Annotated in this window: 13 protein-coding genes and 1 pseudogene; all 14 read left to right on the top strand. The window is 50.6% G+C overall.

Annotation, left to right across the window (positions count from 1 at the left end; genetic code table 11):
- Positions 1-18: 18 nt before the first annotated feature.
- The 14 genes and pseudogenes from ABD971_RS01130 (at position 19) to ABD971_RS01070 (ending at position 26,157) form a co-directional block, all read left to right on the top strand.
- Entirely contained in the window at positions 19-1,527 is a 1,509-nt protein-coding gene (locus ABD971_RS01130) for a sigma-54 interaction domain-containing protein (protein ID WP_345318601.1), read from the top strand.
- A 78-nt stretch (positions 1,528-1,605) separates the two neighbouring features.
- Positions 1,606-5,001: a DEAD/DEAH box helicase family protein gene (locus ABD971_RS01125; protein ID WP_345318599.1), complete on the top strand. Its 3,396-nt coding sequence runs from the start codon at positions 1,606-1,608 to the stop codon at positions 4,999-5,001.
- 2 nt (positions 5,002-5,003) lie between these two features.
- On the top strand, positions 5,004-6,602 hold the full coding sequence (locus ABD971_RS01120; protein WP_345318597.1) for a type I restriction-modification system subunit M: 1,599 nt from the start codon (positions 5,004-5,006) through the stop codon (positions 6,600-6,602).
- Positions 6,599-7,840, top strand: a complete 1,242-nt coding sequence (locus ABD971_RS01115; RefSeq protein WP_345318595.1) for a restriction endonuclease subunit S — start codon at positions 6,599-6,601, stop codon at positions 7,838-7,840. The genes ABD971_RS01120 and ABD971_RS01115 overlap by 4 nt, the downstream gene beginning before the upstream one ends.
- A gap of 3 nt (positions 7,841-7,843) precedes the next feature.
- A complete protein-coding gene (locus ABD971_RS01110) occupies positions 7,844-8,785 on the top strand; it encodes a CBASS cGAMP-activated phospholipase (protein WP_345318593.1) in 942 nt (313 codons plus the stop codon).
- A gap of 22 nt (positions 8,786-8,807) precedes the next feature.
- Positions 8,808-10,283: a nucleotide-binding domain-containing protein gene (locus tag ABD971_RS01105; protein ID WP_345318591.1), complete on the top strand. Its 1,476-nt coding sequence runs from the start codon at positions 8,808-8,810 to the stop codon at positions 10,281-10,283.
- Between the two features lie 118 nt (positions 10,284-10,401).
- Positions 10,402-11,313, top strand: a complete 912-nt coding sequence (locus tag ABD971_RS01100) for a hypothetical protein (RefSeq protein ID WP_345318589.1) — start codon at positions 10,402-10,404, stop codon at positions 11,311-11,313.
- A 150-nt stretch (positions 11,314-11,463) separates the two neighbouring features.
- Positions 11,464-11,772, top strand: coding sequence for a hypothetical protein (locus ABD971_RS01095; RefSeq protein ID WP_345318587.1), 309 nt, complete (start codon positions 11,464-11,466; stop codon positions 11,770-11,772).
- A 106-nt stretch (positions 11,773-11,878) separates the two neighbouring features.
- Positions 11,879-12,766: pseudogene (locus ABD971_RS35955) on the top strand (DEAD/DEAH box helicase family protein); the annotation flags it as partial.
- 15 nt (positions 12,767-12,781) lie between these two features.
- Positions 12,782-14,047 carry a type I restriction-modification enzyme R subunit C-terminal domain-containing protein gene (locus tag ABD971_RS01090; RefSeq protein WP_345318585.1) on the top strand — a complete coding sequence of 422 codons (1,266 nt, stop codon included), beginning with the start codon at positions 12,782-12,784 and terminating at the stop codon, positions 14,045-14,047.
- On the top strand, positions 14,044-18,204 hold the full coding sequence (locus ABD971_RS01085) for an N-6 DNA methylase (RefSeq protein ID WP_345318583.1): 4,161 nt from the start codon (positions 14,044-14,046) through the stop codon (positions 18,202-18,204). Before ABD971_RS01090 ends, ABD971_RS01085 begins: the two co-directional genes overlap by 4 nt.
- Positions 18,197-19,801 carry an AAA-like domain-containing protein gene (locus tag ABD971_RS01080; RefSeq protein ID WP_345318581.1) on the top strand — a complete coding sequence of 535 codons (1,605 nt, stop codon included), beginning with the start codon at positions 18,197-18,199 and terminating at the stop codon, positions 19,799-19,801. The genes ABD971_RS01085 and ABD971_RS01080 overlap by 8 nt, the downstream gene beginning before the upstream one ends.
- A 44-nt stretch (positions 19,802-19,845) precedes the next feature.
- A complete protein-coding gene (locus ABD971_RS01075) occupies positions 19,846-22,914 on the top strand; it encodes a DEAD/DEAH box helicase (RefSeq protein ID WP_345318579.1) in 3,069 nt (1,022 codons plus the stop codon).
- A 3-nt stretch (positions 22,915-22,917) separates the two neighbouring features.
- Positions 22,918-26,157: a sacsin N-terminal ATP-binding-like domain-containing protein gene (locus tag ABD971_RS01070; RefSeq protein ID WP_345318577.1), complete on the top strand. Its 3,240-nt coding sequence runs from the start codon at positions 22,918-22,920 to the stop codon at positions 26,155-26,157.
- The last annotated feature ends 22 nt before the right edge of the window (positions 26,158-26,179 follow it).

Below are 26,179 nucleotides of genomic sequence, written 5' to 3'. Positions count from 1 at the left end.
ACGCGTTGCGAGAAGCTTATGGCCGCACTTGGCGGGAAGCTTCCGAAGAAAGAAGACTTAGGGCCAACTAAGACGTTAATAACGACACGGAAATTCGATGAAGTGCGACTGTTGACGAATTACTCGTCGGAATTCAACGGCTGGTTCGCCAAGTGGCTTGGTGGGAAGCCAGCTATTAGTGAGGTCAAACTGAAGAAGCCGACCGACTATGCGTCGATCTTCGAAATAGCGAATCAAGAACTCGAATCTCTTAAGTCATCAAAAGCTTGGGCAGAGACCGATCTGTGCCTCCACTTAAGTCCCGGTACTCCCGCGATGACCGCAGTTTGGCTGTTACTTGGAAAGACTCGGTTCCCATGCACTTTCTATGAAACTTTCGGCGGGAAATCATGGATCACCGATGTGCCATTTGATTTGATCGATGTTATTCCAGAAGTGCTTCGTGATCCTGATGCCCACCTGCAGCACTTAGCAGCACAGGCTCCCGCTGAAATCGAAGGCTTCGAGGACATCGCTGGTGACAGTCGAGCCATTCGTGACGCTGTTGGCCGCGCAAAACGTGCGGCCATTCGGAACGTCACCGTTCTGCTTGTCGGAGAAAGTGGAACCGGCAAGGAGATGTTTGCTCAAGCGATTCACAAGTCGAGCAATCGAAGGGATAAACCGCTTCGGTCAGTCAATTGTGCCGCGCTGGCAAAGTCGCTGTTGGAGTCTGAGTTGTTTGGGCACAACAAAGGCGCATTTACGGGTGCGGACTCTGACCGGAAGGGATTGTTTGAAGTTGCCGATGGAGGCACCGTCTTCTTGGACGAGATCGGCGAATGTGACTTGGAAACACAGGCCAAGTTGTTGCGAGTATTGCAGCCGGTAACGGGTGAAGGCCCCTCTGTTCGATACATTCAGCGTCTTGGCGACGACAAAGATCGCCGTGTTGATGTTCGAATCATCGCGGCGACGAACAAGGATCTATTTGCGGCGATCAAGAAGGGCGAATTCCGCGAGGACCTGTATTACCGGCTGGCTGGTATCTCAATAAGCCTTCCGCCACTTCGGGACCGCAAGACTGATATTCCCAAGATCGCGGAACGGTTCATGGGGCTCTTGAATACGCAATTCGAAGCCGACCAGCCGGGCTATGAGCACAAATCCCTTTCTGCTTCCGCAATTGCATTTGTGAAATCGCAGTCGTGGAAGGGAAATGTTCGCCAGCTCTACAACGCCTTAATGCAGGCTGCGGTACTTACTGATGGAAAAAGTATTGGTCGCAAAGAAGTGGCTGCTTCGATCGCAGAAATGCCCGATTCAGGCGGACCTTTTTCCGGCTTTGCCGATCGTCCGCTGGGTGATGAATTCGATCTTGAAGAGCATCTTAACGACATTCACAGTCATTACTTACGACGCGCAATGGAAGAGTCGGGCGGCGTGAAAGCCAAGGCGGCTCGTCTGTTGGGAATGAAGAACTATCAGACACTCGACGCACAGCTGAAACGACTTGATGTCACCGGCAATTGGGGCACCGAGACATGACCAAAACTACAGCTCAAAGACCAATTGGCACACCCCGTGCTTTAGCGGTCCGGCATGAAGACGGAATGTGACCTACTCATGAAATCACTCAACTTCGAGTTCTTAAGACCGAAGTGGCCGGAGCTGTCAGGGCTCGGTGGCTTTGCGGAGGCGTACGCACATCCGGATCCTGTTGGCGCAATTTCAAAGCTGCGAGTCTTCTGCGAACAGGTCGTCGACTGGATTCATCATGATCAGCGACTACCAAAACCGTTCCGTGCCAATCTGAATGACTTGCTTCACAACCAGCCATTCAAAGATGTCGTACCTGAAGTCGTTCTGTCCAAACTTCATGCTCTTCGCATGGAAGGGAACAACGCGGCTCATGGAAACAAAGGAGATACGACCACGGCGCTCCGATTGACGCGTGAAGCGTTTAACGTGGCTCGTTGGCTGCACGTCAGCTACGCCGGTGGCAATGTCACTGACTGCCCCGAATACACCGAACCGCCAACAGGTGGTGTCGAAGGTTCGAAGCAACGACGTGAAAAACGGGCGATCCTTGAACGGGTTGCCGCGCAAGAAGCTCAGCTGCAGAAGCTTCTGGCCGACCTCGACAATGAACGGTCACGCGCTGAGCAGGCAGAGTCTACGGCGGAAGAACGTCAGGCAGCATTGGAAGCCGCATTACAGGCAACCAGTGCATTAAAGTCCGTGGACCCGATGGCGTTTAGCGAGGAAGAAACTCGCAAGTATCTGATTGACCAGATGCTGGCCGATGAAGGCTGGGATGTTGGCAAAGGCAGCACTAACACCGCTGAGGTCGTCAAAGAGGCACCGGTCAAATATCAGGTTGGTGCATCCGGCACCGGCAAAGCTGACTATGTGTTGGATGATGACAACGGCAAGCCATTGGGGGTTATCGAAGCCAAGAAGACCGCAGTTGATCCGCAGTTGGGAAGGAAGCAAGCGGAGCAATACGCTGACGGACTCGAAAAAGAACACGGGCAACGTCCAGTCATCTTCTACACCAACGGCTATGACCAGTGGATCTGGAATGATGCTGCCGGTGAACCGCCGCGCAAGATCTACGGCTTCTATTCCAAGGACAGCCTACAACACCTGCACTTCCAACGAACAGCGAAGAAGCCGGTCAGTGAAGTTTCAGCCAATCCTGATATCGCTGGCCGCATGTACCAAATCGAAGCGGTTCGTCGAGTTGTCGAGCAGTTTGCCGAAAAGAAGCGCAAGGCATTGCTCGTGCAGGCAACAGGCACCGGTAAAACCCGCGTCGCGATCTCCTTATGCGATGCAATGATTAAAGCCAACTGGGCCAAACGGATTCTGTTCTTGTGTGATCGCCGTGAACTTCGTCGTCAGGCCAACAATGCCTTCAACGAATTCCTGCCCTCGCTGCCTCGCACCTACGTCAGTGGAGCATCAGCAGGCAACACGAAGGACCGTATCTTCCTGTCGACTTATCCGGCGATGATGAAGGTCTACCAGTCCTTTGATGTTGGTTTCTTTGATCTGATCATCGCCGATGAATCACACCGCAGTCTCTACAACCGATACCGTACCATCTTCGAATACTTCGACAGTTATCAGCTCGGGCTGACCGCTACGCCGGTTGATTTCGTGTCGCGGAACACCTTCAAAATCTTTGAATGTGATGAAGGTGATCCCACATCCAATTACGACTATCCGACTGCGGTTGCACAGAAGCACCTTGTTCCGTTCGAAGTCGATACGCATACCACGCCATTCCTGCGATCGGGCATCAAGTATTCCAAGATGACCGACGAGCAGAAGCGGCAGTTGGAAGAAGACGAGGTTCTGCCACAGGCGATTGAGTTTGAACAGGGGCAAGTGGACAAGGTCGTCTACAACAAAGACACCAATCGTCACATTCTGCGAAACCTGATGGACTACGGCATTCGCGTTGGCAGTCGCTTGGGCAAGACAATCATTTTTGCTCGCAGCATTAAGCACGCTCGCCTGATGGAAGAGCTATTCAACGAAATGTATCCTCAGTACGGCGGCAAGTTTTGTCAAACCGTTGTTAGCGATGATCCGCGTGCGGAATCAATGATCGACGACTTCAAGGGCGACGGTACGAATCCCGATCTGACCATCGCCATATCGGTGGACATGCTTGACACAGGTGTGGACGTTCCCGAATGCGTTAATCTCGTGTTCGCCAAGCCGGTGTATTCGTACGTTAAGTTCTGGCAGATGATTGGACGTGGGACTCGGTTGTGTCCCGATCTGTTCGGCCCGGACCGAAGCAAGTCACACTTTCAGATCTTTGATCATTGGGGCAATTTCGAGCGATTCGAACAGGACTACAAGCCTGCGGAACCTGTTCGTCAGAAGTCCCTGTGTGAACGAGTCTTTGAAGCTCGCATTCAGCTGGCCGAAGCCGCTTTGGAAAAACAGCACAATGCTGGCTTCGAGATCGCGACTGGTCTGATCAGCAAGCAGGTCGCCGACCTTCCTACGGGCAGCATTCCCATTAAGGAAAAATGGAAGCAGGTGCAGTCCGTTTCCTCCGACCAGACAGTTCGTCAGTTCGATGCTGCCACCAAGGCAACCTTGCAGCAGGACATTGCTCCACTGATGCAGTGGGTGGACATCGCCAAGCATGAAGAAGCCTACAAATTCGACCGGCTTATCGCTCAGCTACAAGCCGACTTGATTCGCGGCGGCGGCAAGTTCTCCGACATGCGAGACGAAGTGATCAATTTGGTCAGCAGTCTGCGGATCAATCTATCGCAGGTGAAGCTGAAGTTGTCGGTCATTGAACGAGTCAAAAGCGATGAGTTTTGGGATGAAGTCACCGTTGCCGACCTCGAAGAGATCCGGGATCAGCTGCGTGGCATTGTTCAGTTCCGTCGTAAGGACGAAATACCGAGATTGGATCCGGTCGTCATCGATGTAAAGGAAGACGAAGCCGACGTTGAACGCAAAAAGCATAAGGTCCGTTTAGATCGGCTCGATGATCTGGACATGGTGGCCTACCGCAACCGTGTCAACAACGTGCTACAAGCGATCATCGATCAGAACGAAACACTGCGGAAGATTCGACTCGGCCAGCCCGTCACCGAACACGATTTGGAAGACCTTTGTTCGCTTGTGTTGACGCAGGAGCCGGGTCTCGATCTGCACAACCTGATGGACTACTTCACGCAGGCCGAATCGCTTGATCAAGCCATCCGCGCCATCATCGGGATGGATGCCGATGTCGTTCAACAGCGATTCACCGAATTCGTGCAGGCTCATCCGAATCTGGCATCACACCAGATCAAGTTTTTGGACTTGTTGCAAAATCACATTGCCAAATTCGGCTCCATCAAGACAGACGATCTCTACGAAGCACCATTCACCACGCTGCACAGCGACAGCTTGGACGGACTCTTCGATGAGTCACTAGCTGACGAACTTTTCGACATCATCGGCTCATTTCAGCCGCAAGGACGTGAGGACAAAGCATAACCATGATTACAGGACCATTACGCAGCAAGATCGACAAGCTCTGGGAAGAGTTCTGGACGGGCGGCATCACCAATCCGCTGACCGTCATTGAACAGATTTCGTTCCTGATGTTTGCGCGGCTGCTCGACATGCGAGAGAGCACAGAGGAGAAGAAGTGGTCTCGCAAGCACAAGGGTAAAAAATTTCCCGGCGTGTACTTCCCGCGTGACAAGCAGCACTTGCGTTGGAGTCAACTGAAACAGGAAGCGGATGGCGAAAAGGTTCTGAAGATCATTCGGGATGAGGTCTTTCCGCACTTTCGTACGCTGGGCCAACTGGAAGATGCGTCGGAGAGCAATGGGCCGAAGAATACCTTCGACCAGTACATGAAAGACGCCACGTTGATGATCAACAAGCCGTCGCTGTTGATCTCGGCCATCAATATGATCGAAGCGTTGCCGTTGACGCAGGGCGACACGAAGGGCGACTTGTATGAGTACCTGCTCAGCAAACTGACCACGGCTGGAATCAACGGGCAGTTTCGTACCCCGCGACACATCATCGACTTGATGATCGATTTGGTGATGGAAGGCAACGAACAAGAGGCCCTATCATGGACAGTGGGAGATCCATCCTGTGGTACTGGCGGATTCTTGGTGCAGTTCATGGAGGCGTTGCGCGAGCACTTCACGTCGTCGAAAGGTGTTCATGTCGATGAAGAGACTGGTGGCAAGACCTACACAGGCGATCTAATCGAGCCGCATCAGTGGAAGCATATCAAGAGCGAAATGTTCCACGGCTTTGATTTTGACGTGACCATGCTTCGCATTGCCGCGATGAACATGATGTTGCACGAGATCGACACGCCCGACATCAACTATCAGGACACGCTCAGCACCAACTTCACCGACCGCAAAGAAACAAAGCGTTGGGCACAAGATGCGTTTGATCTGATCCTTGCCAATCCGCCGTTTAAGGGTTCTCTGGACGAAGAAGATGTCCACAAGACGCTGACCGGAAAGCTTAAAACAAAGAAGACCGAATTGCTGTTTTTGGTCCTGATGTTGCGAATGTTGAAGCTCGGTGGACGCTGTGCGGTGATCGTTCCCGATGGCGTTACTTTCGGCTCGTCTAAGGCCCACAAAGAGCTTCGCAAGATGTTGGTCGAGGAGAACCAACTCGAAGCGATCATCAAACTTCCGTCTGGTGTATTCAAACCTTACGCTGGAGTTAGTACCGCGATCTTGCTCTTTACCAAGGGAGGTCAGACTGACAATGTCTTCTTTTTTGATGTGCAGGCAGACGGCAAGACACTCGACGACAAACGCGACAAGATCGGAGCTGCGGATGACTGGCAGGACTTGGATGTCCTGCGGAAAGCGTGGCCCAAATGGAAGGGCGGTGCCGGGAAGAAACACTTCAAGAATCGCACTGAGAACGCCTTTTTCGTTCCGAAGTCGGAGATCGAAGAGAACGCGTTCGATCTCTCCATCAACCGGTACAAGGAGGTCGTTCACGAGGAAGAAGTTTACGATTCGCCCAAGATTATTCTTCGTCGGCTGAAGAAACTGGAGGCAGAGATCGCGTCTGATCTCGACCAACTGGAGGCACTACTCGGATGAGTACAACCAACGGTTACTACGCTTCACCGATCAAGACGCGACTCAGCAATAATGAACCTATTCCAAAAGGCTGGCGTTGGGTTGATCTTCAAGAAGTGGCGCGCCTCGAAAGCGGACACACGCCAAGCCGGAAAATTCCAGAGTATTGGATGGATGGGGATGTTCCGTGGCTATCGCTAAAAGACATTCGCGGCATGAAGTCTCGATATGTCGAAGACACTATCGACAAGCCTACGATGCTCGGAATTGACAACTCGTCGGCTCGAATGCTTCCTAAAGGTACGGTTGCTTTTTGCCGGACGGCCTCGGTAGGCAATGTTGCGATACTGGGTCGCGAGATGGCTACGAGTCAGGATTTCGTTGATTGGGTTTGTGGGCCAAATCTTTTGCCGGAATACCTGTACGAGGCATTCAAAGCGTCGGGGCCAACATTCGCGAGCGAGATGCAGGGCAGCACGCACCAGACGATTTACATGCCCACGGTTAAGCGGTTCAAAGTGCTGCTACCGCCGCTATCGGAGCAGAAGCGGATCGCCAACATCCTCGACAAAGCCGACGCCATCCGCCGCAAGCGGCAAGAAGCCTCGCTCATGTTCGCGACGTGCATTCCTAGTCTATTTTCGGAAATGTTCGGATTCGTCGTCACAAATACAAAGAACTGGCCTGTTGTACCTTTTGGTGATGCTTGTGAGTCGAGGCTTGGGAAGATGCTGGACGCCAAGCAGCAGACTGGAAAACATCTGCGGCCCTATTTGCGGAATACCAATGTCCAATGGAATCGATTTAGCCTCGGTGAAGTTTCCGAGATGGACTTCAATGGAGCTGATCAAGAGGAATTCCGCCTGCTGAACGGTGACCTCTTGGTCTGTGAGGGCGGTGAAGTGGGGCGTGCAGCGATTTGGCGTGATGAACTTACCGAGTGCTACTTTCAAAAAGCGCTTCACCGAGTCCGTCCCAAACCTGACATGGCTGTTCCCGAGTACGTTCTGCACTTTCTGTGGCAAACGGGGCGCAGCGGTGGCTTTGGGTTCCTAACATCACAGGCAACGATTGCCCACCTCACTGGCGTAAAGTTGAAGCAGTTGCCACTTCCTCTGCCACCAATCGCACTCCAAAAAGAGTTCGCCGCTCGCGTCAGCGAACTTGAACGACGAAAAGAAAAATACGCTGATGCGGAACGGGAGGCAGACAACCTCTTTAATTCCCTGATTCAACGTGCTTTCAAGGGGGAGTTGTAATTCATGGACGAGCAACGCTTTCAGATTCTGTCCTTAGACGGCGGCGGCATAAAAGGACTGTTCTCAGCCGCTGTTCTTGCAGCAATCGAAGAGGATCTCGATATTCGAATCGTTGATCATTTTGATCTTATTACCGGAACTTCGACAGGTGGGATCATCGCACTCGGTCTAGGCATTGGAATGCGTCCGCGTGAGATTGTAGAGTTTTATCTCTCCAAAGGGCCGAAGATCTTTCCGTCCGGATTTAGAGTGAAATGGCAGCACTGGCTCAAGAACAAATTCGCTCAGGAACCTCTAAAGGCTGCTCTTGAGAATTGCTTTAAGGACAAACGTCTGGCTGACTGCACAAAACGAATTGTGATTCCGTCATACAACTTGGGTGAAGATGATGTTTATATCTTCCGAACGCCACACGCCGAACGACTTAAACGGGACTGGAAAGTTCCACTCTGGAAGGTGGCTTTGGCTACCAGTGCAGCGCCCACTTTCTTTCCATGCTCCCGCCATGTGGACAGTTTGCGGCTGATTGACGGTGGCGTCTGGGCCAACAATCCGACGATGGTTGGTGTCGTCGAAGCTTACGGGACTCTCAATATCCCTCTTGAAGCAATCCATGTTTTCAGTGTCGGAACGTCAGATGCTGTTAACCACCGACATAAGAAGCTGAACACTGGCGGCTTATTGTCTTGGGCGAAGACAGCGGCTGACGTGATCATGCGAGGCCAGAGTATTGGCGTCCACAATCAGGCATCTTTCCTTCTTGGCAAAGAACGCGTTGAACGGTGGAATCCTCAAGTTGCTTCCGATGAATTCTCATTGGACGGCGTCCACAAGGCAGATGACCTCGTTGGAAAGGCCGCTCACGTTAGTCGTATTTTGATGCCCAGATTTCAGGACAAGTTCGTTGCTCACACGGCAGCTGAGTACGAACCGCTTTATTCGTAGCAATCTAAAAGGAGGCTAAGCAATGCAAATGGTAATGAAAGAACAACTCGATGATCTCCTTCGGGCAATCGCTGACGATCTCGACATCCCAGATCACTTGTATGAAGACGCCGTCCTAAAATACACGGACGTTGGCGAGTGGTTGGCTCAGGAGGATTCGGAGCTGGCTCAGTATGAGCCAGATATTTTCCCGCAGGGGTCGTTTCGTTTGGGGACAATGGTCAAGCCAATCAACGACTCAGACGAGTACGACATCGATCTAGTCTGTCATCTGAAGATTAAAAAGGAAAATACAACCCAAAAAGAGCTTAAGGAACGTGTCGGCAAGCGTTTGGAAGCACGCGCGGACATCAAAAAGATCCTTAAACCGTCCCGCCGGTGTTGGATTTTGGATTACGCCGAACCGTTCCACATGGATGTACTGCCGGTGATTCCCAACGTGGATCGACTTCCGAACGGAATATTGCTGACTGACACGGAGCTGCGACTTTGGCAGTACAGCAATCCCATCGACTACGCAGAGTGGTTCAAGGAACAGATGAAGGTTGTGTTCCGAGCAAAGCGTGCCGCGATGGCGAAGAGCTATCAAATGAGCATCGAGGAGGTGCCTGAGTATGAGGTGAAGACTCCGCTTCAGCGAGTCGTCCAGCTGCTGAAGCGACATCGTGATATTCACTTTCTGGACGATTACAAGAACCGGCCCGTGTCCGTCATCATCACGACCTTGGCCGCGCACGCATACTCCAATCAGGCTGATCTATTCGATGCACTTACTGATATCGTTCAGAACATGCCCAACTTTGTTGAGCGTCGTGAAGACGGTAAATGGTGGGTGGAGAATCCCGTTGATCCCGACGAGAACTTCGCAGACAAGTGGAATGAGTATCCCGAACGCCGAGAGGCTTTCTTCGGCTGGCTCGAACAGGTCCACGATGATTTCGTGTCAGCGTCACAGAAAGAGTCGATGACGAAATCGGCAAGTGCACTGTCAGGACCGCTTGGCCGAAATTCTGTTTCACGCGCTGCGTCAAGCCTTGGGTATCAGCCAAGTTCGTTGATGATTAAATCAGTTTCGTCTGGGATCTCAGTTCCAGCATTGGCTGATACAAGTCATTGCCAGCCACCTGTGTTCAGGGAGATTATCAATCCGCAAGCTCGTGTCAGTGTCAGTGGAGATGTCTATCGCCGGATCAATGGTCGAAAGAAACTCTGGAAGCTCACGAGCAAGCCAGTCCCAAAGGGCGTCGCATTGAAATTCGTAGCCAGTACGAACGTTCGACAGCCCTATGAGGTCCGATGGCAGGTTGTAAACACTGGGGCTGAAGCTCGTTCTGTCGATGGGCTGCGTGGCGGATTTGATCGCCTCCCTTTTGACTCAGGCGATGTGCGTTGGGAAGAGACGGGGTACGCCGGAACACATTGGATTGAGGCTTTCATTATCAAGGACGGTATTTGTGTTGCTCGATCAAAACCAATTTTTGTTCGAGTACGAGGATGAACGGTGCGGGCATGATTACGAAGACTGCGAAGAGATTGGCTAACGGTGTCGGTTACTGGGTGAAATGTGTTTTTTGCTCGGTTACGTCGCTTTTCGAAAATGTTGTGGGGATTGGGCCATGACTGAAAAGCAAGAACGCCCAACCGCAAACCTTCTTCATTTTGCACCACAGCACTGGGGTGAAGTTGAGCGGTTCACCCAGTTTTGGAGCACGACCTATTCATTCGACAGGATGACGCAAAAACGTCTTCGTGGAATTGTCGGCCACTACAGCAAAGCAGGTTACCTGTTCCAGCTCGCGCAACGGCTTGCTCCGGGACTGGATCAGGATGAGAAGCAACTCAAAGAGCACGGCTATTCACCAGCCCACAACGCTAAAGAACTCGCAGCCGTCATTGAGTCGGTTTTCTGTGAGCAGTATTCCGTTCTGGACTGTTGTCGAGCTGTGCTGTGCGGTGTCTTTCCTAGCCACGGAGGAATTAGGAAATCGACGCGAGGAACCTTTCAGAAAGCCTTCAATGGCGAAATTGATGAGAAGGTGCCAGTCGCAATCCGTGAAGCCCTTGCGAAGACCAAGGACTGGTATTTCGACTTGCTCAAGCTTCGCGACGAGATAACGCACTCGAACGTTGGGTCTTGTCATCGGCAGGACAAATCGGACTGCGTTACCTACATGCACGACGGACTGGGCTCGCCGGGCAAGAGCTTAGTCATCGAAAACGTGATGGGGGTGATCAAGAATTACTTCGATGTAATCAATGAGTTGCTCGGCGCTGTCTTTCATGAACTGAATCGGACATTGAACGACGAGCCCATTGAACAGATGTGTGGAATATTTGGCGGACGATTCTACCAGCGAGTGGTCCGCCCGAGCGAGGCAATTGATACGAACGGTGGCGTGTGCAAGTCCTATAAATGGTTTGATCTTGAAGAGAATCCAGATTGCCCGCTCAAGGACAGTTGCCGAGCCTATTCTCGTGCAAAATCAGACGGTGCCGCAAATGAACCAACTGATGCAGATGATCAATGAACTTGGCAAAATCACAACGAGGATTATGTCAGCACAACTACAGTTGTATGTCACCGCATTGAACGAAATCGAATGCGGTCGAAAACACGGCATTTGCCTGACTAAACATGTTTGGCACAGCGATTGCCTAAGGAACACTTAAGACTCGAATTGATCGAGTTGCAAATCAAGAAATCACAGGATCAAAGAATCATGGCAAAGAAGAACTCGAAAGTGACAAGCAAGCCGGTGGCGAAGAAGGCATCGAAAACGTTGTCATCCGGTTCGACCGGCAAGGCATCAAAGTCAGCCGCAGGAAGCGCGTTGTCACAGACCGGAGCACCAAAGCGACAGACGAGCCAAAAGGCGGCCTCAGCAGCTTCTAAAACTCTGACAGACGGTCGCACAAGCAAGGCATCTAAGTCAGCGGCAGCAAGTGCGTTGGCTCAGACACCATCAAAGAAGAAGGGCGAGAAGTAGGCTCAGGAAGTCAGCCACCGGTTGACTGAACCCGACCCGAAAATCTTGTTAGCAATAGTGATAACTTCAATCGGCCACGAAGTGGTCGAGCACACTGGAAACTGAAATGTCGTTGGACGAACAAAACCACCTCCGCAATCAGATCGAACAAGCACTGGCGAATGCCGGTTGGGAGTTCGAGCGTGAGGCTATGGTTGTGCCGGGACGATTTCGGATTACCGGTGACGATCAACGTGAGCGAGTCTCTCGTGCAGATTATCTGCTGCGATTCCAAGGCATCTCACTTGCCGTCGTAGAAACAAAACGCGGAGCGGTTGATCTGCAAGCCGCTACGGAACAAGCAACCGCAATTGCTCGCCGTGCTGGAGTGGTATTTGCGATTGCAACCAATGGTCAGCGCTGGTCAGTCAGTAACCTCACATCCGGTGAAACTCACCTGCTTGACGCCCCGCCATCGCCCGAAGAACTGATCAGCCAGTCAAACATTCCGTTGAAGTCAACCGGTTGGGGACAGGCTATTGCAGCGGAGCCTTTCACCGATGAGGCTCACCCGACAACGATCCAACGGTATCAAGAACAAGCCATCTTGGCGACGTTGCTGCACTTTGCGAACGGGAATCGCCGTGCCAGCTTGTTGATGTCGCCCAATGTTGGTTTAACGTTTACCATCTTCCAGCTGATCTGGAAACTGTTGAGTACTAACGTGCTCAAGAATCGTCGAGTCTTATTTGTTACGAACCGTCGTCACCGCGTCGATGAGGCATATCACTGCTTCGCAGGATTCGGTGATACCCGATTCATTGTGGACGGGCATTCAACGCCTGACCCCCACCACAGCGTTTTCTTCAGTACGTTGCAGATGCTCTGTCGTGATGGCGGTTCGGGAAAGTTGTACGAGAGTTACAGTAACGACTTCTTCGATCTGATTGTCTTCGACGACTGTCAATCCGCACTCGGAAGCTGGGGAGGAATCCTTTCGCATTTCCAGAACTCGCTACAGCTGGGGACGATGGATGCGCCTCATCTGAAGGCATTTGAGTATTTCGGTGAACCTGTGTTCGCATACAGCATGGCACAAGCCATCAATGACGGATACTTGCTTCCTTTCCTGCTCGAATCCCGCTTGCCAACTCTGGAAATCCCCGACGGTGAATTTCTGCTCGACGAACAGTTAGAGCGGAGCATTGTGACAGCCGAGCAGACGAGAACAATTGCGTCTGATTTGTGGAAGGCATTGAGCCGCTTTGACGAGAATCAACGAAAGTCAATCGTCTTTTGCGTGAACAACAGTCACGCGGAGATGATGGCAGCGGAGTTGCAACGGGTATCACGAGACCCCTCGTTTGCAGCACATGTCTCAGCTTCACATCGCGATAGCCAAACGCTGATCGAACAGTTTCAAATTGGTCACGAGGGTAGTCCTCGCGTGGCGGTTTCAGTGGACCTGCTTTCCAAAGTCAGCATTCCTGATGTAACGAACGTCGTGTTGGCTCGTCCGATTGCCAACTCAGCAGTTTTCAGCAGTTTGGTTGCCCTTGGTGCTTTGCCTTGTGACGCAATCAGCAAGCGATACTTCACCGTTTTCGATTACTGTGATTCCGTTCGCTTTCTTGACACAGATTGGATGGGGGCTCCCGAGAACGACCGAGCGATCGTCCAACGCTCGGAGCGAAGTGTTATTGTTGACACTTCGGATCATGTACCTGAGATGGTTGAACCAAACGATCTTCGAGAACTTGGTCAGTCAATTCGTAATCTATCCAAGAACAGTCGTCAGCATCTGCTTAAGATCTGGGCGTCACGGGATCAGCGTTCAAGATTTATTGAGGAGTTAGGAGGTCAGACTCTGATTGAGACGCTGACCCATCGGCTAGGGATGCACGGGGTTGATGATGTTGACGTTCTGGCCAAAGTTGGATTCGGAGTGGAAGACGTTGCTACTCGTAAGGATCGTGTCAGACAATTCTGGGGTTTTGAAGGAACGTGGCTTCGAAAAAAATTGGAACTGAAGGAAAACTCTTTTGAGAGCGATGGAAACGCTGGCTCTTGGAAGCTCGCATTCTGGCGGGTCGCCCTCGACCACTATTCTCTCTACGGCATCGATGCGCTGGAACGCGGGAACACTTACCAACTCCCGCCATTCGTCGGTCAATTCGGCAGCTTCCAGACACTGACATCAAAATATGGTGGCCCAAAGAAACTGCGCGCAGACCTTGAAGCAATCAAAGAAAAGATTTACGGACCGGTTGTCTCCAGCGGAGGCGATACCGAATGAGCAGACAACACATTCCCAAATCTGAGCTGGATTCCTTGCTAATGCTTGGTAGCATTCGCGGCAATATGACAACAGCCGAGTTCAATGTAGCGTTCGCTGCACTGGTTTTTTTGCGTTGGGCGTATTTCGAAGAAGCGGAGTGCGAAGCGGTTGCTGCGTTTGAAGATCCTAGTTATCAGCCTCGGTCAATTTCACGAATTAAATGGCAGGAGCTGTCCGATCAATCACGGTACAGATTCGAGGAAACAATTCGACGCTTGCCGGACATTGTGGGGGACTTTGCACTCTCCCGGAATCGGATGATTGCCAATACTGCTCGCCACGCAGCGAATGCGATCGTTCAACTTTCACAACATTCAGTCGAATTTGCACGAAGGATGGTTGAATGGTTGGCTCATCAGCCTTTTGAGACGCCAGCCGATCGTCGTGCTATTCGTAACATGTTGGATGAAGTTCTGAAGAAAAATACCGACCGATTTGCCGGTGAATTTTTAACACCAACTAAAATCGCGAACCTGATGGTTCAAATGGCGAATCCGCAATGTGGCGAATCGGTTTATGACCCATGTTTCGGTTCCGCTGGTTTGCTGACTACCGCACTGGAGAGTGTAAAGAAACGCACCACGCATCCAGTCGATCGTGCGACTTTCGGCGAAATTCAGCAGCAGTTGGACATCGCAGGTATGGAGATTAGCTCCACCGCATTCATGATCGGTGTCACACGGCTTGGATTGTCAGGCATCAGTGACTCACATCTTGAGCACGGTAACAGTCTGGCGGAGCCAGAACGTTATCATGCGACCAAAGGAATCGATGTTGTATTGGCGAACCCTCCATGGGGCATGAAGATTGACTTGCACGGTCAGGAGGAACGCTACCCGATTCACACCAAGGACTCGTCGTCACTGTTTCTTCAACACTCGCTTTCAAAACTGCGCCCTGGAGGACGGTGCGTCATGGTCGTCCCACCCAGCCTTTTGTTTCGTGGTGGACGTGAGCAACATCTTCGCAAGTGGCTCTTGCACGAGCATCGTGTCGAAGCCATCGTCGCAATGCCCAAAGGAGCGTTTAGCCCCCACACTTCGATCGAAACGTGCATCTTGCTGATCCGCAAGGGTGGCTCAACCGAGCGTGTGCGGATGGTTAAGCCAAGCCTCGACAAGCATGAAATCGATGAGCGAACGGCAGGATCGTTCTTGGAATATGGCGAAATTGTTGACGCAGTTCAGTCATCCAAGACTGACAATCTTCACTCATGGGACGTAACGATCTCTGAAATTGCAGAGAACGAGTATGACTTGACACCCAAGCGGCGGAACCGCAGCGGTCTCGAACGAATTCTCGATTCGATTCCAAAGGAAGCTGAACTTCGTCTGTTGGGCGAGTGCTGCGAAATCATAACCGGACGAAACATTCGGGCCAATGATCTAATGCAGTCGCCGCCGAAGTCGAACTACGAACCTTCCGGCCAAACGCTTTTCCCAGATGTAGAGCGTGAGGAAATCAACCCTCAGCGTCCGTTCGACTTCGCCGATACACCGGTTCCGTATGTTCGCATCAAGGATGTAGAGAAGGGACAGGCGACACGCGGATCTTCTTGGTTGATTCCAGCCGTAGCTTCTACGATCGACGAAAAATGGAGACTTTGCGCAGGCGACATCCTGCTTTCCAAGTCGGGAACAATTGGTAAAGTCGGAATCGTGCGTGACGGTGCAGTCGGTGCTATCGCAGCCAGTGGCTTCTTTGTCCTGCGTGTCAAGGAAGGAACGATTGATCCGCATTATCTGTTGGCATACCTGCGAGGCTCGGAAGCCAACGCTTGGATGGAGGATCGTTCACGCGGTTCAGCCGCAAAGAATCTGTCTGTCCGCGCAATCAAAGATCTTCCAGTGGCATTGCCTCCCCTGCAGATCCAGCAACGAATCGCCGATCGGCATCGACAGTTTGGTGTTGATGCGTTGACGTATCTTGCTGAATTGCTGAGCGAAGACGATTCACAGTCATTGGCTTCGGAACTTAACGACTGGGTGTCAAGCCGCCTGAGAAGCGTGGAGGGCTACGAAGGTGATTTGGCTAGTGGAAGGGTGCTTGAGTTGCTGGAGGACGTTGCGGGGTCTGAGTGTCCTGTGAGGGTCTGTAAGGAGTGCAAGCATCCATATCACTTGGATTACACCTCAAATTACTTGAATGCCCCGGAGAACTATTCTGCTGGCATTTCCACTCACTGCCTAGCTTGCTGGCTTGATGTCGGGCCGGGAAGCGACACTGTCGAAAGCCTTAGCGAGCAAAGCCCATTGGTTCCATGGGCGCTGGACTTTTGCGAGGCCGCACAGCCGTTGAAGGGCGTTTCAAAGATTCCCGATCCGGCTGCGCTGATCAGCGTCTTGCAATCAATCGAAGTCAAACTGTTTCAGTCAACTCATTATATCGAGGGAAATCTCCCCAATCAGGAACGTGCTAAACAGTTGACTTTGCGTGTTCTGAATATGATCGATTCGTACACAAAACATCTGATCGCAGATTTTCAGATCGTTACCAACGTTGTGAATGCAACTGAGGGCGAGGACGGAACGCTGAGGCTTCAGCTGACGGTTGAAAATAAAGGACGTGTACCACTCCGCGATGTGTCCTTTACCCTCAATCCTCCGATGACCGCCGTTCTACCAGCGGAGATTACGTTCTTCTCACCCGGTAACGTCGTTGAATTGGAATTCGAAGGAAGTGATCAATCCCATTCAGACGACACTGTCACTGCGTTGCGATGGAGCGATCCCGAATGGTCCCTGAATTGGACCGCACGAAACCTCGCGGGAAACTTAACAGCGGATAAACGTGAACTTGGTATCGAGTTCGGCAAAGTCGAACTCGAACAAGGCACAGTAAATGAACTTCCAACCGAGCCGTTGAAACGAAGCCCCTACATAACGGGCAATCCTGTCAAGGTTGACCGGGAAGATGTATTTGTTGGACGTGACCAGCTACTTGATGATATTCGGCACCAAATCGGCGACAGCGGCAATGTCGCATTGCTGGAAGGGAACCGAAGAGCTGGGAAGTCCTCCATCCTGTGGCATCTCGAAGGCTGTGAATCGATACCGGGTTGGATTGGTGTCTACACCAGCTTTCAAGGAACCGAAGGCGACAGCGAAGAGAAAGCCAAGGGTGTACCTACCGTCGAAGTGTTTCGTGGCATCGCCATCGAAACAGCCAAATCGATTCAGCGCAATGTTGGTGAAGTGCTTTTACCAGACGGCTCGGAACTGAAACGCGGCAAGCCGGGCATCGTGGATACTGTCCGTGCGGCAATTAAGGATGACGCTCCTTTCACCTATTTCCGTGAATACATGGAAGTGCTCTTGGACTGGCTTGAAGCGCGCAATCTCCGGCTGCTCTTACTGCTGGACGAGTTCGACAAATTACAGGAGGGCATCGACAGTGGCATCACTTCGCCGCAGGTTCCAGAGAATCTGCGATTCCTGCTTCAGTCAGAATCACGTCTGACGGCAATTCTCACATCAATGAAGCGATTTCGAAGGATTCGTGAAGAGTATTTCAGCGCCCTCTACGGCCTTGGCACACCATTCGACGTGACATCCTTGTCCAAAGAGGACGCACGGACGCTTGTTACGAAACCCGTAGCGGGACAACTGGTTTACGCGCCGAACGCCATTGCACGCGCTATTCACTTGGCAGCTCAACAGCCTTACTTGTTGCAATGCTTGTGTGAAAGCATCTTCCGCACCGCCAAGTCAACTGGCATTCGTTCGATTACGACTGACCATGTTAACGACGCAGCAAAAGAGGTGCTGAAGAATCGGCACTTCAACGACTTATTCAAGTACGCAGGCACGGACCGAAGGCGATTCATTCTTGCGCTATGCCATCGAGAGGCGGACGGACCAGACCCACTCCGCTTGCAGGTTATTCGTGAGAAGCTCAGTGCTCATGGCATTGAGGTTCCCGAAGAAGACCTAACCGCTGACTTGGAATGGTTGACGGATTTGGAGCTGTTGGATTTTTCAGGCGCAAATGATGGCGAGAGCTATTCGCTTACGGTTCCACTAATGGGCCTGTGGATCGACACACTGGATTACACGGGATTGATGAGCAAGGCACGCGCAGAGAGTGCGGAAACGGAGGACGCAGAAGATGAATGACGCAGTTTTTCCCACTGGTGGTGATGGCATCCATCCGATGCTTGCGAGGGTGGGCTTCATGGACGAGGTGTGGGGTGCTTTGTCCAAGGCAACACCTAGCAACTTGTCAGTAATCGGACCTCGTTGGATCGGCAAGACAGTTCTTTTGAAGGCGATTGCCGATCGAGCGGTCGATCTCGATGAGTCTCCATATTCACTGGTCGTACATTGGCACCTTGGTCATGTTTGCCCAACAACCGACGCAGAATTCATCTCCGGGCTGTGTAGGCAAATTCACGACGTGATGCAGAGTCACCCCAAAGACTATTCGGACTACCAGAAGTATTTGAAGGAAGAATCGTTTTCGCATCTCAAAGAGATCACCGACCTTCTGGATGAGGGTAATGAACCGCTGTTGATGTTGTGGGACGGGCTGGACAAACCTTTGGGGCAGGAAAACTTGTCTGTCCATCTATGGGACCAAATGCGAAGCATCATCGACGGCAAGAAGCATAAGATCGTGACTGCCACGAGAGCCCCGCTGGATCTGTTGATTCGTAATGAGCAAGCCAGCACGAGCGAGTTTTGGAACATTTTCGACGAAGTCTACGTCAAGCCATTCGATGAGATCGATCGAGATGCACTGTTGGAAATTTCGAACCTGAACTTAACCGGTGGAGGCAAAACGGAAGTCACCAACTGGACTGGTGGGCATCCAAGGTTGGTAATTGAACTGTTGAATCGCCTAGCCGCTGGTGATTACTCGGCTCCGATCGACAATGACAGCGTTGTTGAAGCCGCTACTGGCATGGTTCAGGAAGTCAGGCGGTCGTTGCATTCCATTTGGAATGAGTGTCCACAGGAGGTTCAGGAAGCCTATCGGACACTTGTGCAAAACGGTGAAGCAACAACCCAAGCAATTGGCACAAATACCACGGATGCGTTGAAAGCTCGTGGCTTTGCAAACGTGCATCGCAACAAGTTAAAGCCAAGTTGCCACTTGATGCGTGAGTATCTCAGCCGAACATCCGGTGACTCGGGTAGCCTTGTCCGGCTCTTCAAAGCCCCAGATGACTTCCGTTCCAATATTGGTGACGTACTGCGGATTCGTCTTGGACAGATTCCTGTAGTTGACAATGACTTGCACCGGTGGGTTTCCAACGCTATGCTAGGAATCCCAGATAATCCGGGAGATTGCTTAATCAATCTGACTGACATTGAGGACAAAGCACTCGATTTGATTATGAATCACGAAATCGGTGTAGATCGAATCGTCTCGGAAGATCTTCTCGAATACTGGCGAGATGCTAATCATCATCAGAACAAAGTCGTTTCCCAGCTATTAGGGCAGAAACAACGGGGCGAGCTGCTTACACTCTCGCGTGATGATAGAGCACTCCAGTGTGGGCTCCTCGAATTACTGACTGGAAGCAAAGAGCGAGTTCAACGTAGAACAAAGTCAGTGTCAATGGATACGTATGCGTTGATAAATGCTATTCATTGCCTACGGAATAGAAAGATGCACGGTTATATTGACCCGGTTACGCTCGATGTGGCAATTTCAACGATGATGCTTTGCATCTCTTTGCTCGACCGGTTGGCCTGCGAACTAAGCTGATACTTCCGGTCGCAATAATTGCAATTTTTAATCTGAATACATTTATGAATCGATATCTCAACTTTGAACGCGGCCAAGTTGTTCGATTGCAGTCCCAGCCTGACAAGTGCGGGGCCGTAATTGACATCAATGATTCTGGCCCGGAAGTGCAATACACGGTGTTCCTTGATGGTAAGTCTCGGACGTTCTTTGCATCACAATTGATCGCCGACGAGAGCGGTGTTGGTTCGAAGAAGACGCTGTCTGCCAGTGAATGCCGCGCTTTGCTGACTGCTCGCTATATAAACCATCCGGGAACTTCAACGCTCTATTCGTTGAATGCGGCACGCATAGATTTCGTCGCTTACCAATTTCGACCAGTGTTGCGATTCATTCGGGCGGATCGACCAAGGCTACTGATCGCAGATGGTGTTGGAGTAGGGAAAACCATCGAGGCCGGTCTAATCCTGCGAGAGTTGCAAGCCAGACAGGATATCAATTCGGTGTTGATCATCTGCCCAAGACCATTGATCACAGAGAAAAAATGGCAAACGGAGATGAAACGATTCGATCAAACTTTCGAACACTTCGATGGAGCGATGTTGCGACATTGCGTTTCGGAATGTGATCTCGATGGCGAGTGGCCGGAGAACCATCGATTCGGAATTGTACCTTACTCGATTCTCAATGAGCAGATCATCAGCGGTACTCTAAAGGGCAAGAAGACTGGCAAACCATGCCTGATTGATCTCGATCCAGCACCCAAGTTCGATCTCGTCATTGTTGATGAAGCCCATCGCATTTCGAACTCGGATACCAATGCTCACGAAGCCGTCCGTTTTTTCTGTGACAATGCCGAAGCAGCGGTGTTTCTCACAGCCACGCCGTTGCAACTAGGCAACAATGACCTTTACAGTCTGTTGAATCTACTTCGACCGGATGTAGTGATTGATCGTGACAGTTTCAATCACATGTCAGAACCCAATCCGATGATTAATGCCGCAGCCAGTCACGCCCGGACTACAACGAAGGGCTGGAACAACTCGGCACAGGAGCAGCTAAAAAAGGCTCAGGCTACGCCTTGGGGGCAAACGATGTTTGCTGACAACCCGGAAGTTGACGAAATCATGAAGACCCTGGCATTGCCAAAGATCACTGACCATGATCGCGTGCGTTTGATAAGCCAAATTGAAGGACTACACACATTTGCCGGAATCATTAACCGAACGCGACGTAGAGATATTGGAAATTTCACGAAACGGACTCCCACCACTGTTTCTATTGAATTCACTCCACCACAACGTGCTCTTCACGATGCGTTACTGAAAGTGCAGGCAGAGATTCTTGCTAACCTGCACGGATCAATGCACGTGAAATTCATGATGACGACCATCCGTCGCCAAGCGGCAAGTTGTTTGTTTGGGTTGGCACCATTCATCGAAGACATCCTTTCTCGATATGTCAGCGAAGAAGAACTTTCAGAAGTTGATGTAGATGAGCTTAGTCCTGATTCAGATGAGTTGGAAACAATTGCCGAGAAAATCAAAGCTGTAGTGGCTATGGCAAAGAGTCTGGTGCCGGATGACCCCAAGCTAAAGAAGGCCGTCGAGCTTGTTCAACAGAAACAGGATGGCAAGAAGTACAAGAATCATCGAGTGATGATCTTCAGTTCGTTCAGACATACATTGGCCTATTTGTACGAAGGCTTAAAGAAAGCTGGAATTCGAGTTGGGCTTGTGCATGGCGGAATACCAGACGAAGAACGAACAAAGGTTCGAGCACGATTCGAGAAACCGAAAGATGATCCTGAGGCACTTGATGCCGTCTTGTTTTCTGAGGTCGGGTGCGAAGGTTTGGACTATCAGTTCTGCGACTGCATGATCAATTACGATCTGCCATGGAATCCAATGCGAGTAGAACAACGAATAGGACGTATTGACCGAAACGGCCAACAAAGTGATTTCGTCAGCATCTACAACATGATTACCCCTGACACTGTTGATGCAGAAATCTACGAACGTTGCCTCATGCGAATTGGGGTCTTTGAGGAGGCCATTGGTGCAAGCGAAGAAATCCTCGGGAAGATCGCCAGTAAGCTGCAAGACATCGCGGTTAAGTCAGAGTTAACCGAAGAAGAAGTCCGCGAACGCTTACAGCAACTTGAAGACAATGAGATTCGTCAAATTCAGGAAGAGGAAAAGCTGGAAACACGACAGCAAGAGCTATTCGGAATTGAGTTGCCAGCGAAGCCAAATTTTGAGGAAGAGGTTCAGGATGCTTCTAGTTTTTGGCTAGAGCCGACGGCCATGAGCAACTTGATTTCGAACTATCTTGCAACCTTCGATGGCTCGGCGACAATACTTGGTGAGAGCCCGATGAAAACGATGCGAGCGAACGAAGCCGTTCGTAAACAGTTATTGCATGACGCTCGCCAACTTTCGGGCAAGGGAAGCAATGCCATCCGAGATTGGGAAAAATGGTTAAAGGGAAGCGAACCGCATTTGGCAATCACTTTCGATGGAAAATGCGCAAACGAAAATAGGTCCGCGCAGCTTGTTACTCCCGTCCATCCACTTGTGCGTCAAGCTGCCGGTGCCCTTGATGCCGTGGATAATGCGGAAGTGCATCTAACGGTTACAGACCCTGACCTTCCCGTTGGCGTTCATCCATTCGCCGTCTTTCAGTGGGAGTTGATAGGACTGCGGCGAGACTTGGATATCCGAGTCATCGCGAAAGACGAGAGCGTAGACAGCCGGGTGCTCAGCTTACTTCAACGGGCGGTAGATGCAGAAGACATTGAGCGATCTGTCGATGATGCTGACATTGAAGAGTTGGAAAAGCGGCATTACGAATTATGGAAAGGTGAGCTGGATGGTTATCGCAACAAGATCATTGATTTGGCACGATTTAAATTGCAAAGCCTGAACGCAAGCCATGACGGTCGCATTGCGATGTTGCAAGATCGCCTGCGTACAGCAACGGAAGAAAAGATTCGTCGAATGAGACAATCAGAAATCGACCGTGCAAACCGGGAATACGAAGAAAGATCAGCAGAGCTAACCAGAAGCTCGGAGCAAGCAGACATCACGACGGAGCGCATCATGATTGGAACCATCGAGATAAAGCGGGGGTAAGGCATGCCACAGCCAGCAGTTTCGGCAAACATACTCAACCAAATTGCCGCTCTTTCAGATAAGCGTCAACGGTGGGTAAATGCAAACGAAGAAAACAAATTTGGGGAAGGAATACGTAATCTCCTAACTGAGCTTTATCCCGAGAACGCCCATTTTATTTATGAGCTGCTACAAAATGCAGAAGACGCACGCGCAACCACAGTCGAGTTTAAGTTATTCAATGATCGCCTACAGTTCGAACACAACGGGAAGCGAGTATTCAGTTTCGCCGACGTCGATTCGATAACAAGCATTGGAGCGAGCACGAAACGGAACGACCCAACTTCAATTGGCAAGTTCGGCGTCGGTTTCAAAGCGGTCTTTGCCTACACAGAAACACCTGAGGTTCACTCCGGCTCGGTGCATTTTAGTATTAGAGACCTTGTGGTACCGGATACTGATAACGTAATTCCGGTTGGATGCGATGGAAAAACTGTCTTCGTCTTCCCGTTCAACCATCCAAAGAAAGCGCCCACCGCAGCAGTTCAGGAAATACAACGTGGGCTGTGCGACCTTCAAAACACAACTCTTCTTTTCCTCTCATACATCAAGTGCCTTAAATTCGCATTGCCTGACGGCAGGCGCGGTAGTATTGAACGATCTGCATTGCGAGAGGGCATTCTTCGAATTGAATCGACGCTGCCACAACTTGAGCACTCACCCAAACAGCGACTTGCGAAATTGCGTACTGTTAAAACGGGCGAGAGCGAACCGCAGGACTCGTCAGCAGACAGTGATCCTAAGGAAATGAAATGTGAAAGCACTTTTTGGCTTAGATTCGATGGTGAACGTGTCATTGTGGACAACGAGAATCAAAGCGAACCGAAAAGCTGTAGGATCTCTTTCGCGTTTCAGCTCGAGGAATCTGAGTCGGACATTCGAAAACAGCAATCGTTGATTAAAGATGCCGACACACATCAATGGAAGATAGTTCCTGTTCGTTCCGGAAACGTAAGTATCTATTTCCCAGCGGTAAAGGAAACCTCGAAACTACACTTTCACATGCACGCCCCTTTTGCTTCAACCGTAGCGCGGGACAGCGTTCGCGATTGCAATGTTAATGAAGAACTGCGCGATGCGTTAGCTGATTTACTTGCACAAGCTATGCACCAAATACGAGACGCGGGCTTGCTTACAGTCTCATTTCTAAGCCTACTTCCTCTACCATCCGATGAACTAAGCGATTTCTATGAACCAATTCGTCGTCGTTTGGTTCATGAGTTTCAGACCTGTGCTCTTACACCGACAAAATGCGGTAAGCACAAGCGGGCTGTTGTCCTCCGGAAAGGGCCAAGAGACATTGTTACTCGACTTGGCGACCAAGATCTCGCTGCGCTTTCTGAGTTTCAGTATCTTCGCTGGTCCGCGCAGCCAAATCAGCAAAACTCTCGCGAAGATCGTTTTCTAAGCAGCTTGGACATTGATGAGTGGTCCTATGCGGAGTTGCAAGAAGCTGCCGAACACATGGACGAAGCTGTGTCCATGAGTTGGCTCAGCAAGCAACCCGATGATTGGTTCATCCAATTGTATTCCCGCCTATCAAAACTAAATCGCTCTCACGAAGCATTTTACGCTGTGGAGCAGTATCCGATCATAAGGCTTGAAGATAATGCACATGTCCAGCCAAAGAGGCAGCGCATTTATCTATCTGCAAGTGGCAAGTTCACTCAAAACCTGAAGATAGTAAAAAAAGCAATTGCCGCGAATGAAGAGGCGAAACAATACTTACGTCTCATTGGAATCAACGACTTTGATCTTGCATCTCAGGTCGAATTGCTTGTTATCCCCAAATATTCTCAGAGGGAGGCAAATGTTACGTTTGAAGAGAACGTTAGCGATCTCCTGCTAATGGCTAAAGTATTTGAGAATCCGGAGACCGGTGATAGGTATAAATCGGCGATTAGAAGAGCGGCCTGCCTCCTTTGTAACAATGCAAAAGATGGGAAGTGCCAATTCAAATCTGCAAGCGATGCTTACATTAAATCGCTAGGACTCTTGACGTACTTTGATGGCAACCCAGACACTTGGTTTGTTTCTCACAAATACGATGGGCTCGCGGCGGATACCAGTTCGAAACTCAAGAAGTTTTTTACTGCAATTGGTGTCGCGAGCGGCAAGCCTCGCGAAATTGGACGTGAATTTTATCGTGGTGATTGGCATGGTTGGCATGTTCGTGGCCTGAATGGATTCAACCCTGAATGGACATTCGATGGTTTAGAGTTCGCGCTGTGTCATCCAACTCTGGAACGTAGCAGATACATATGGAACATTTTGCTTCGTGGTAGCGCAAATCGTATCTGTGGAAAGGTACAACAGTCGTCGAGGCAGGGGTTTCCCGCTTCATCGACAACTGAGAAGGTGGAAGTTTCTGAAGCAGGTGTTCTACTGCAAGAGAAAGCGTGGATTCCCACAAGCTCTGGAAGTTTCGTCTTCGCGAAAGAACTTGGTGAAGTGAGCAGTTTACATGACTCCTTGACGAAGGATGATGAGTTGCTTTCCAAACTGGATGGTGGAATCTCGCTTAAATCGAAAGAAGCTGCGTCTGCATTAGGTATCTCGACTGAAGAACTCGCAATCGTTCAGCAATGGACACCCTTCCTCTTAAAGAATCGAGATGAGGTTGAGCTCATAGTTAGGCAGATGCAGAATCGTGAATTCAATCGTACAAGAATCTCGGATTCGAGTGATTCGAATCGCGAACGCAGAGGTAAAAAGCTTCGTCAACGATTGGCCGATGCTCCGCATAAAAACTCCGTGGAAAAGGTTCGGTCTGTCGCTCTGTCCTATAGAACGGAAATCGATCGCGAAGCACTTTTTGCATTGTACCAAGATGAACAGGAAGCATTGTTCTGCCAAATTTGCTTCGACCCCATGCCCTTCATAAAGTCGAACGGAAAACTAGCGGCGCAGGTCATTAGTTTGTTCTCTCGCAAATGGGGCGACTTTAGCGGCAAGAGGTTGAAAGCAGTTACAGCCTTAAATCTAGTTCTCTGCCCCGTATGCGCAGATTTGTATCAGGACTATGTGCATGACGACGTGAATTTGCAGCAAGATCTTTTCGACAGCATTATTGGTGGGGAACTTGTCGAGTTTGAGATCTGCGATGTAGGGGTCCGTTTTGATGGTAGAGATACCACGGTGAAATTTAACAGGAAGCATCTTGGTGATATCAAAGATTGCCTTGAAGACAAGAATCCGAACTGATCGGCAGAAAAAGGTGTTTAAC

This window comes from Novipirellula rosea (genome assembly GCF_039541335.1).
GTDB lineage: Bacteria > Planctomycetota > Planctomycetia > Pirellulales > Pirellulaceae > Novipirellula > Novipirellula rosea.
The sequence above is the reverse complement of the archived record's forward strand: the minus strand, read 5'-3'. Positions and strand labels throughout refer to the sequence as shown.

Coding starts and splice junctions, on each gene's coding strand:
- ABD971_RS01130 (WP_345318601.1), top strand. CDS start 19: ATGGCCGCACTTGGCGGGAAGCTTCCGAAGAAAGAAGACTTAGGGCCA.
- ABD971_RS01125 (WP_345318599.1), top strand. CDS start 1,606: ATGAAATCACTCAACTTCGAGTTCTTAAGACCGAAGTGGCCGGAGCTG.
- ABD971_RS01120 (WP_345318597.1), top strand. CDS start 5,004: ATGATTACAGGACCATTACGCAGCAAGATCGACAAGCTCTGGGAAGAG.
- ABD971_RS01115 (WP_345318595.1), top strand. CDS start 6,599: ATGAGTACAACCAACGGTTACTACGCTTCACCGATCAAGACGCGACTC.
- ABD971_RS01110 (WP_345318593.1), top strand. CDS start 7,844: ATGGACGAGCAACGCTTTCAGATTCTGTCCTTAGACGGCGGCGGCATA.
- ABD971_RS01105 (WP_345318591.1), top strand. CDS start 8,808: ATGCAAATGGTAATGAAAGAACAACTCGATGATCTCCTTCGGGCAATC.
- ABD971_RS01100 (WP_345318589.1), top strand. CDS start 10,402: ATGACTGAAAAGCAAGAACGCCCAACCGCAAACCTTCTTCATTTTGCA.
- ABD971_RS01090 (WP_345318585.1), top strand. CDS start 12,782: ATGGATGCGCCTCATCTGAAGGCATTTGAGTATTTCGGTGAACCTGTG.
- ABD971_RS01085 (WP_345318583.1), top strand. CDS start 14,044: ATGAGCAGACAACACATTCCCAAATCTGAGCTGGATTCCTTGCTAATG.
- ABD971_RS01080 (WP_345318581.1), top strand. CDS start 18,197: ATGAATGACGCAGTTTTTCCCACTGGTGGTGATGGCATCCATCCGATG.
- ABD971_RS01075 (WP_345318579.1), top strand. CDS start 19,846: ATGAATCGATATCTCAACTTTGAACGCGGCCAAGTTGTTCGATTGCAG.
- ABD971_RS01070 (WP_345318577.1), top strand. CDS start 22,918: ATGCCACAGCCAGCAGTTTCGGCAAACATACTCAACCAAATTGCCGCT.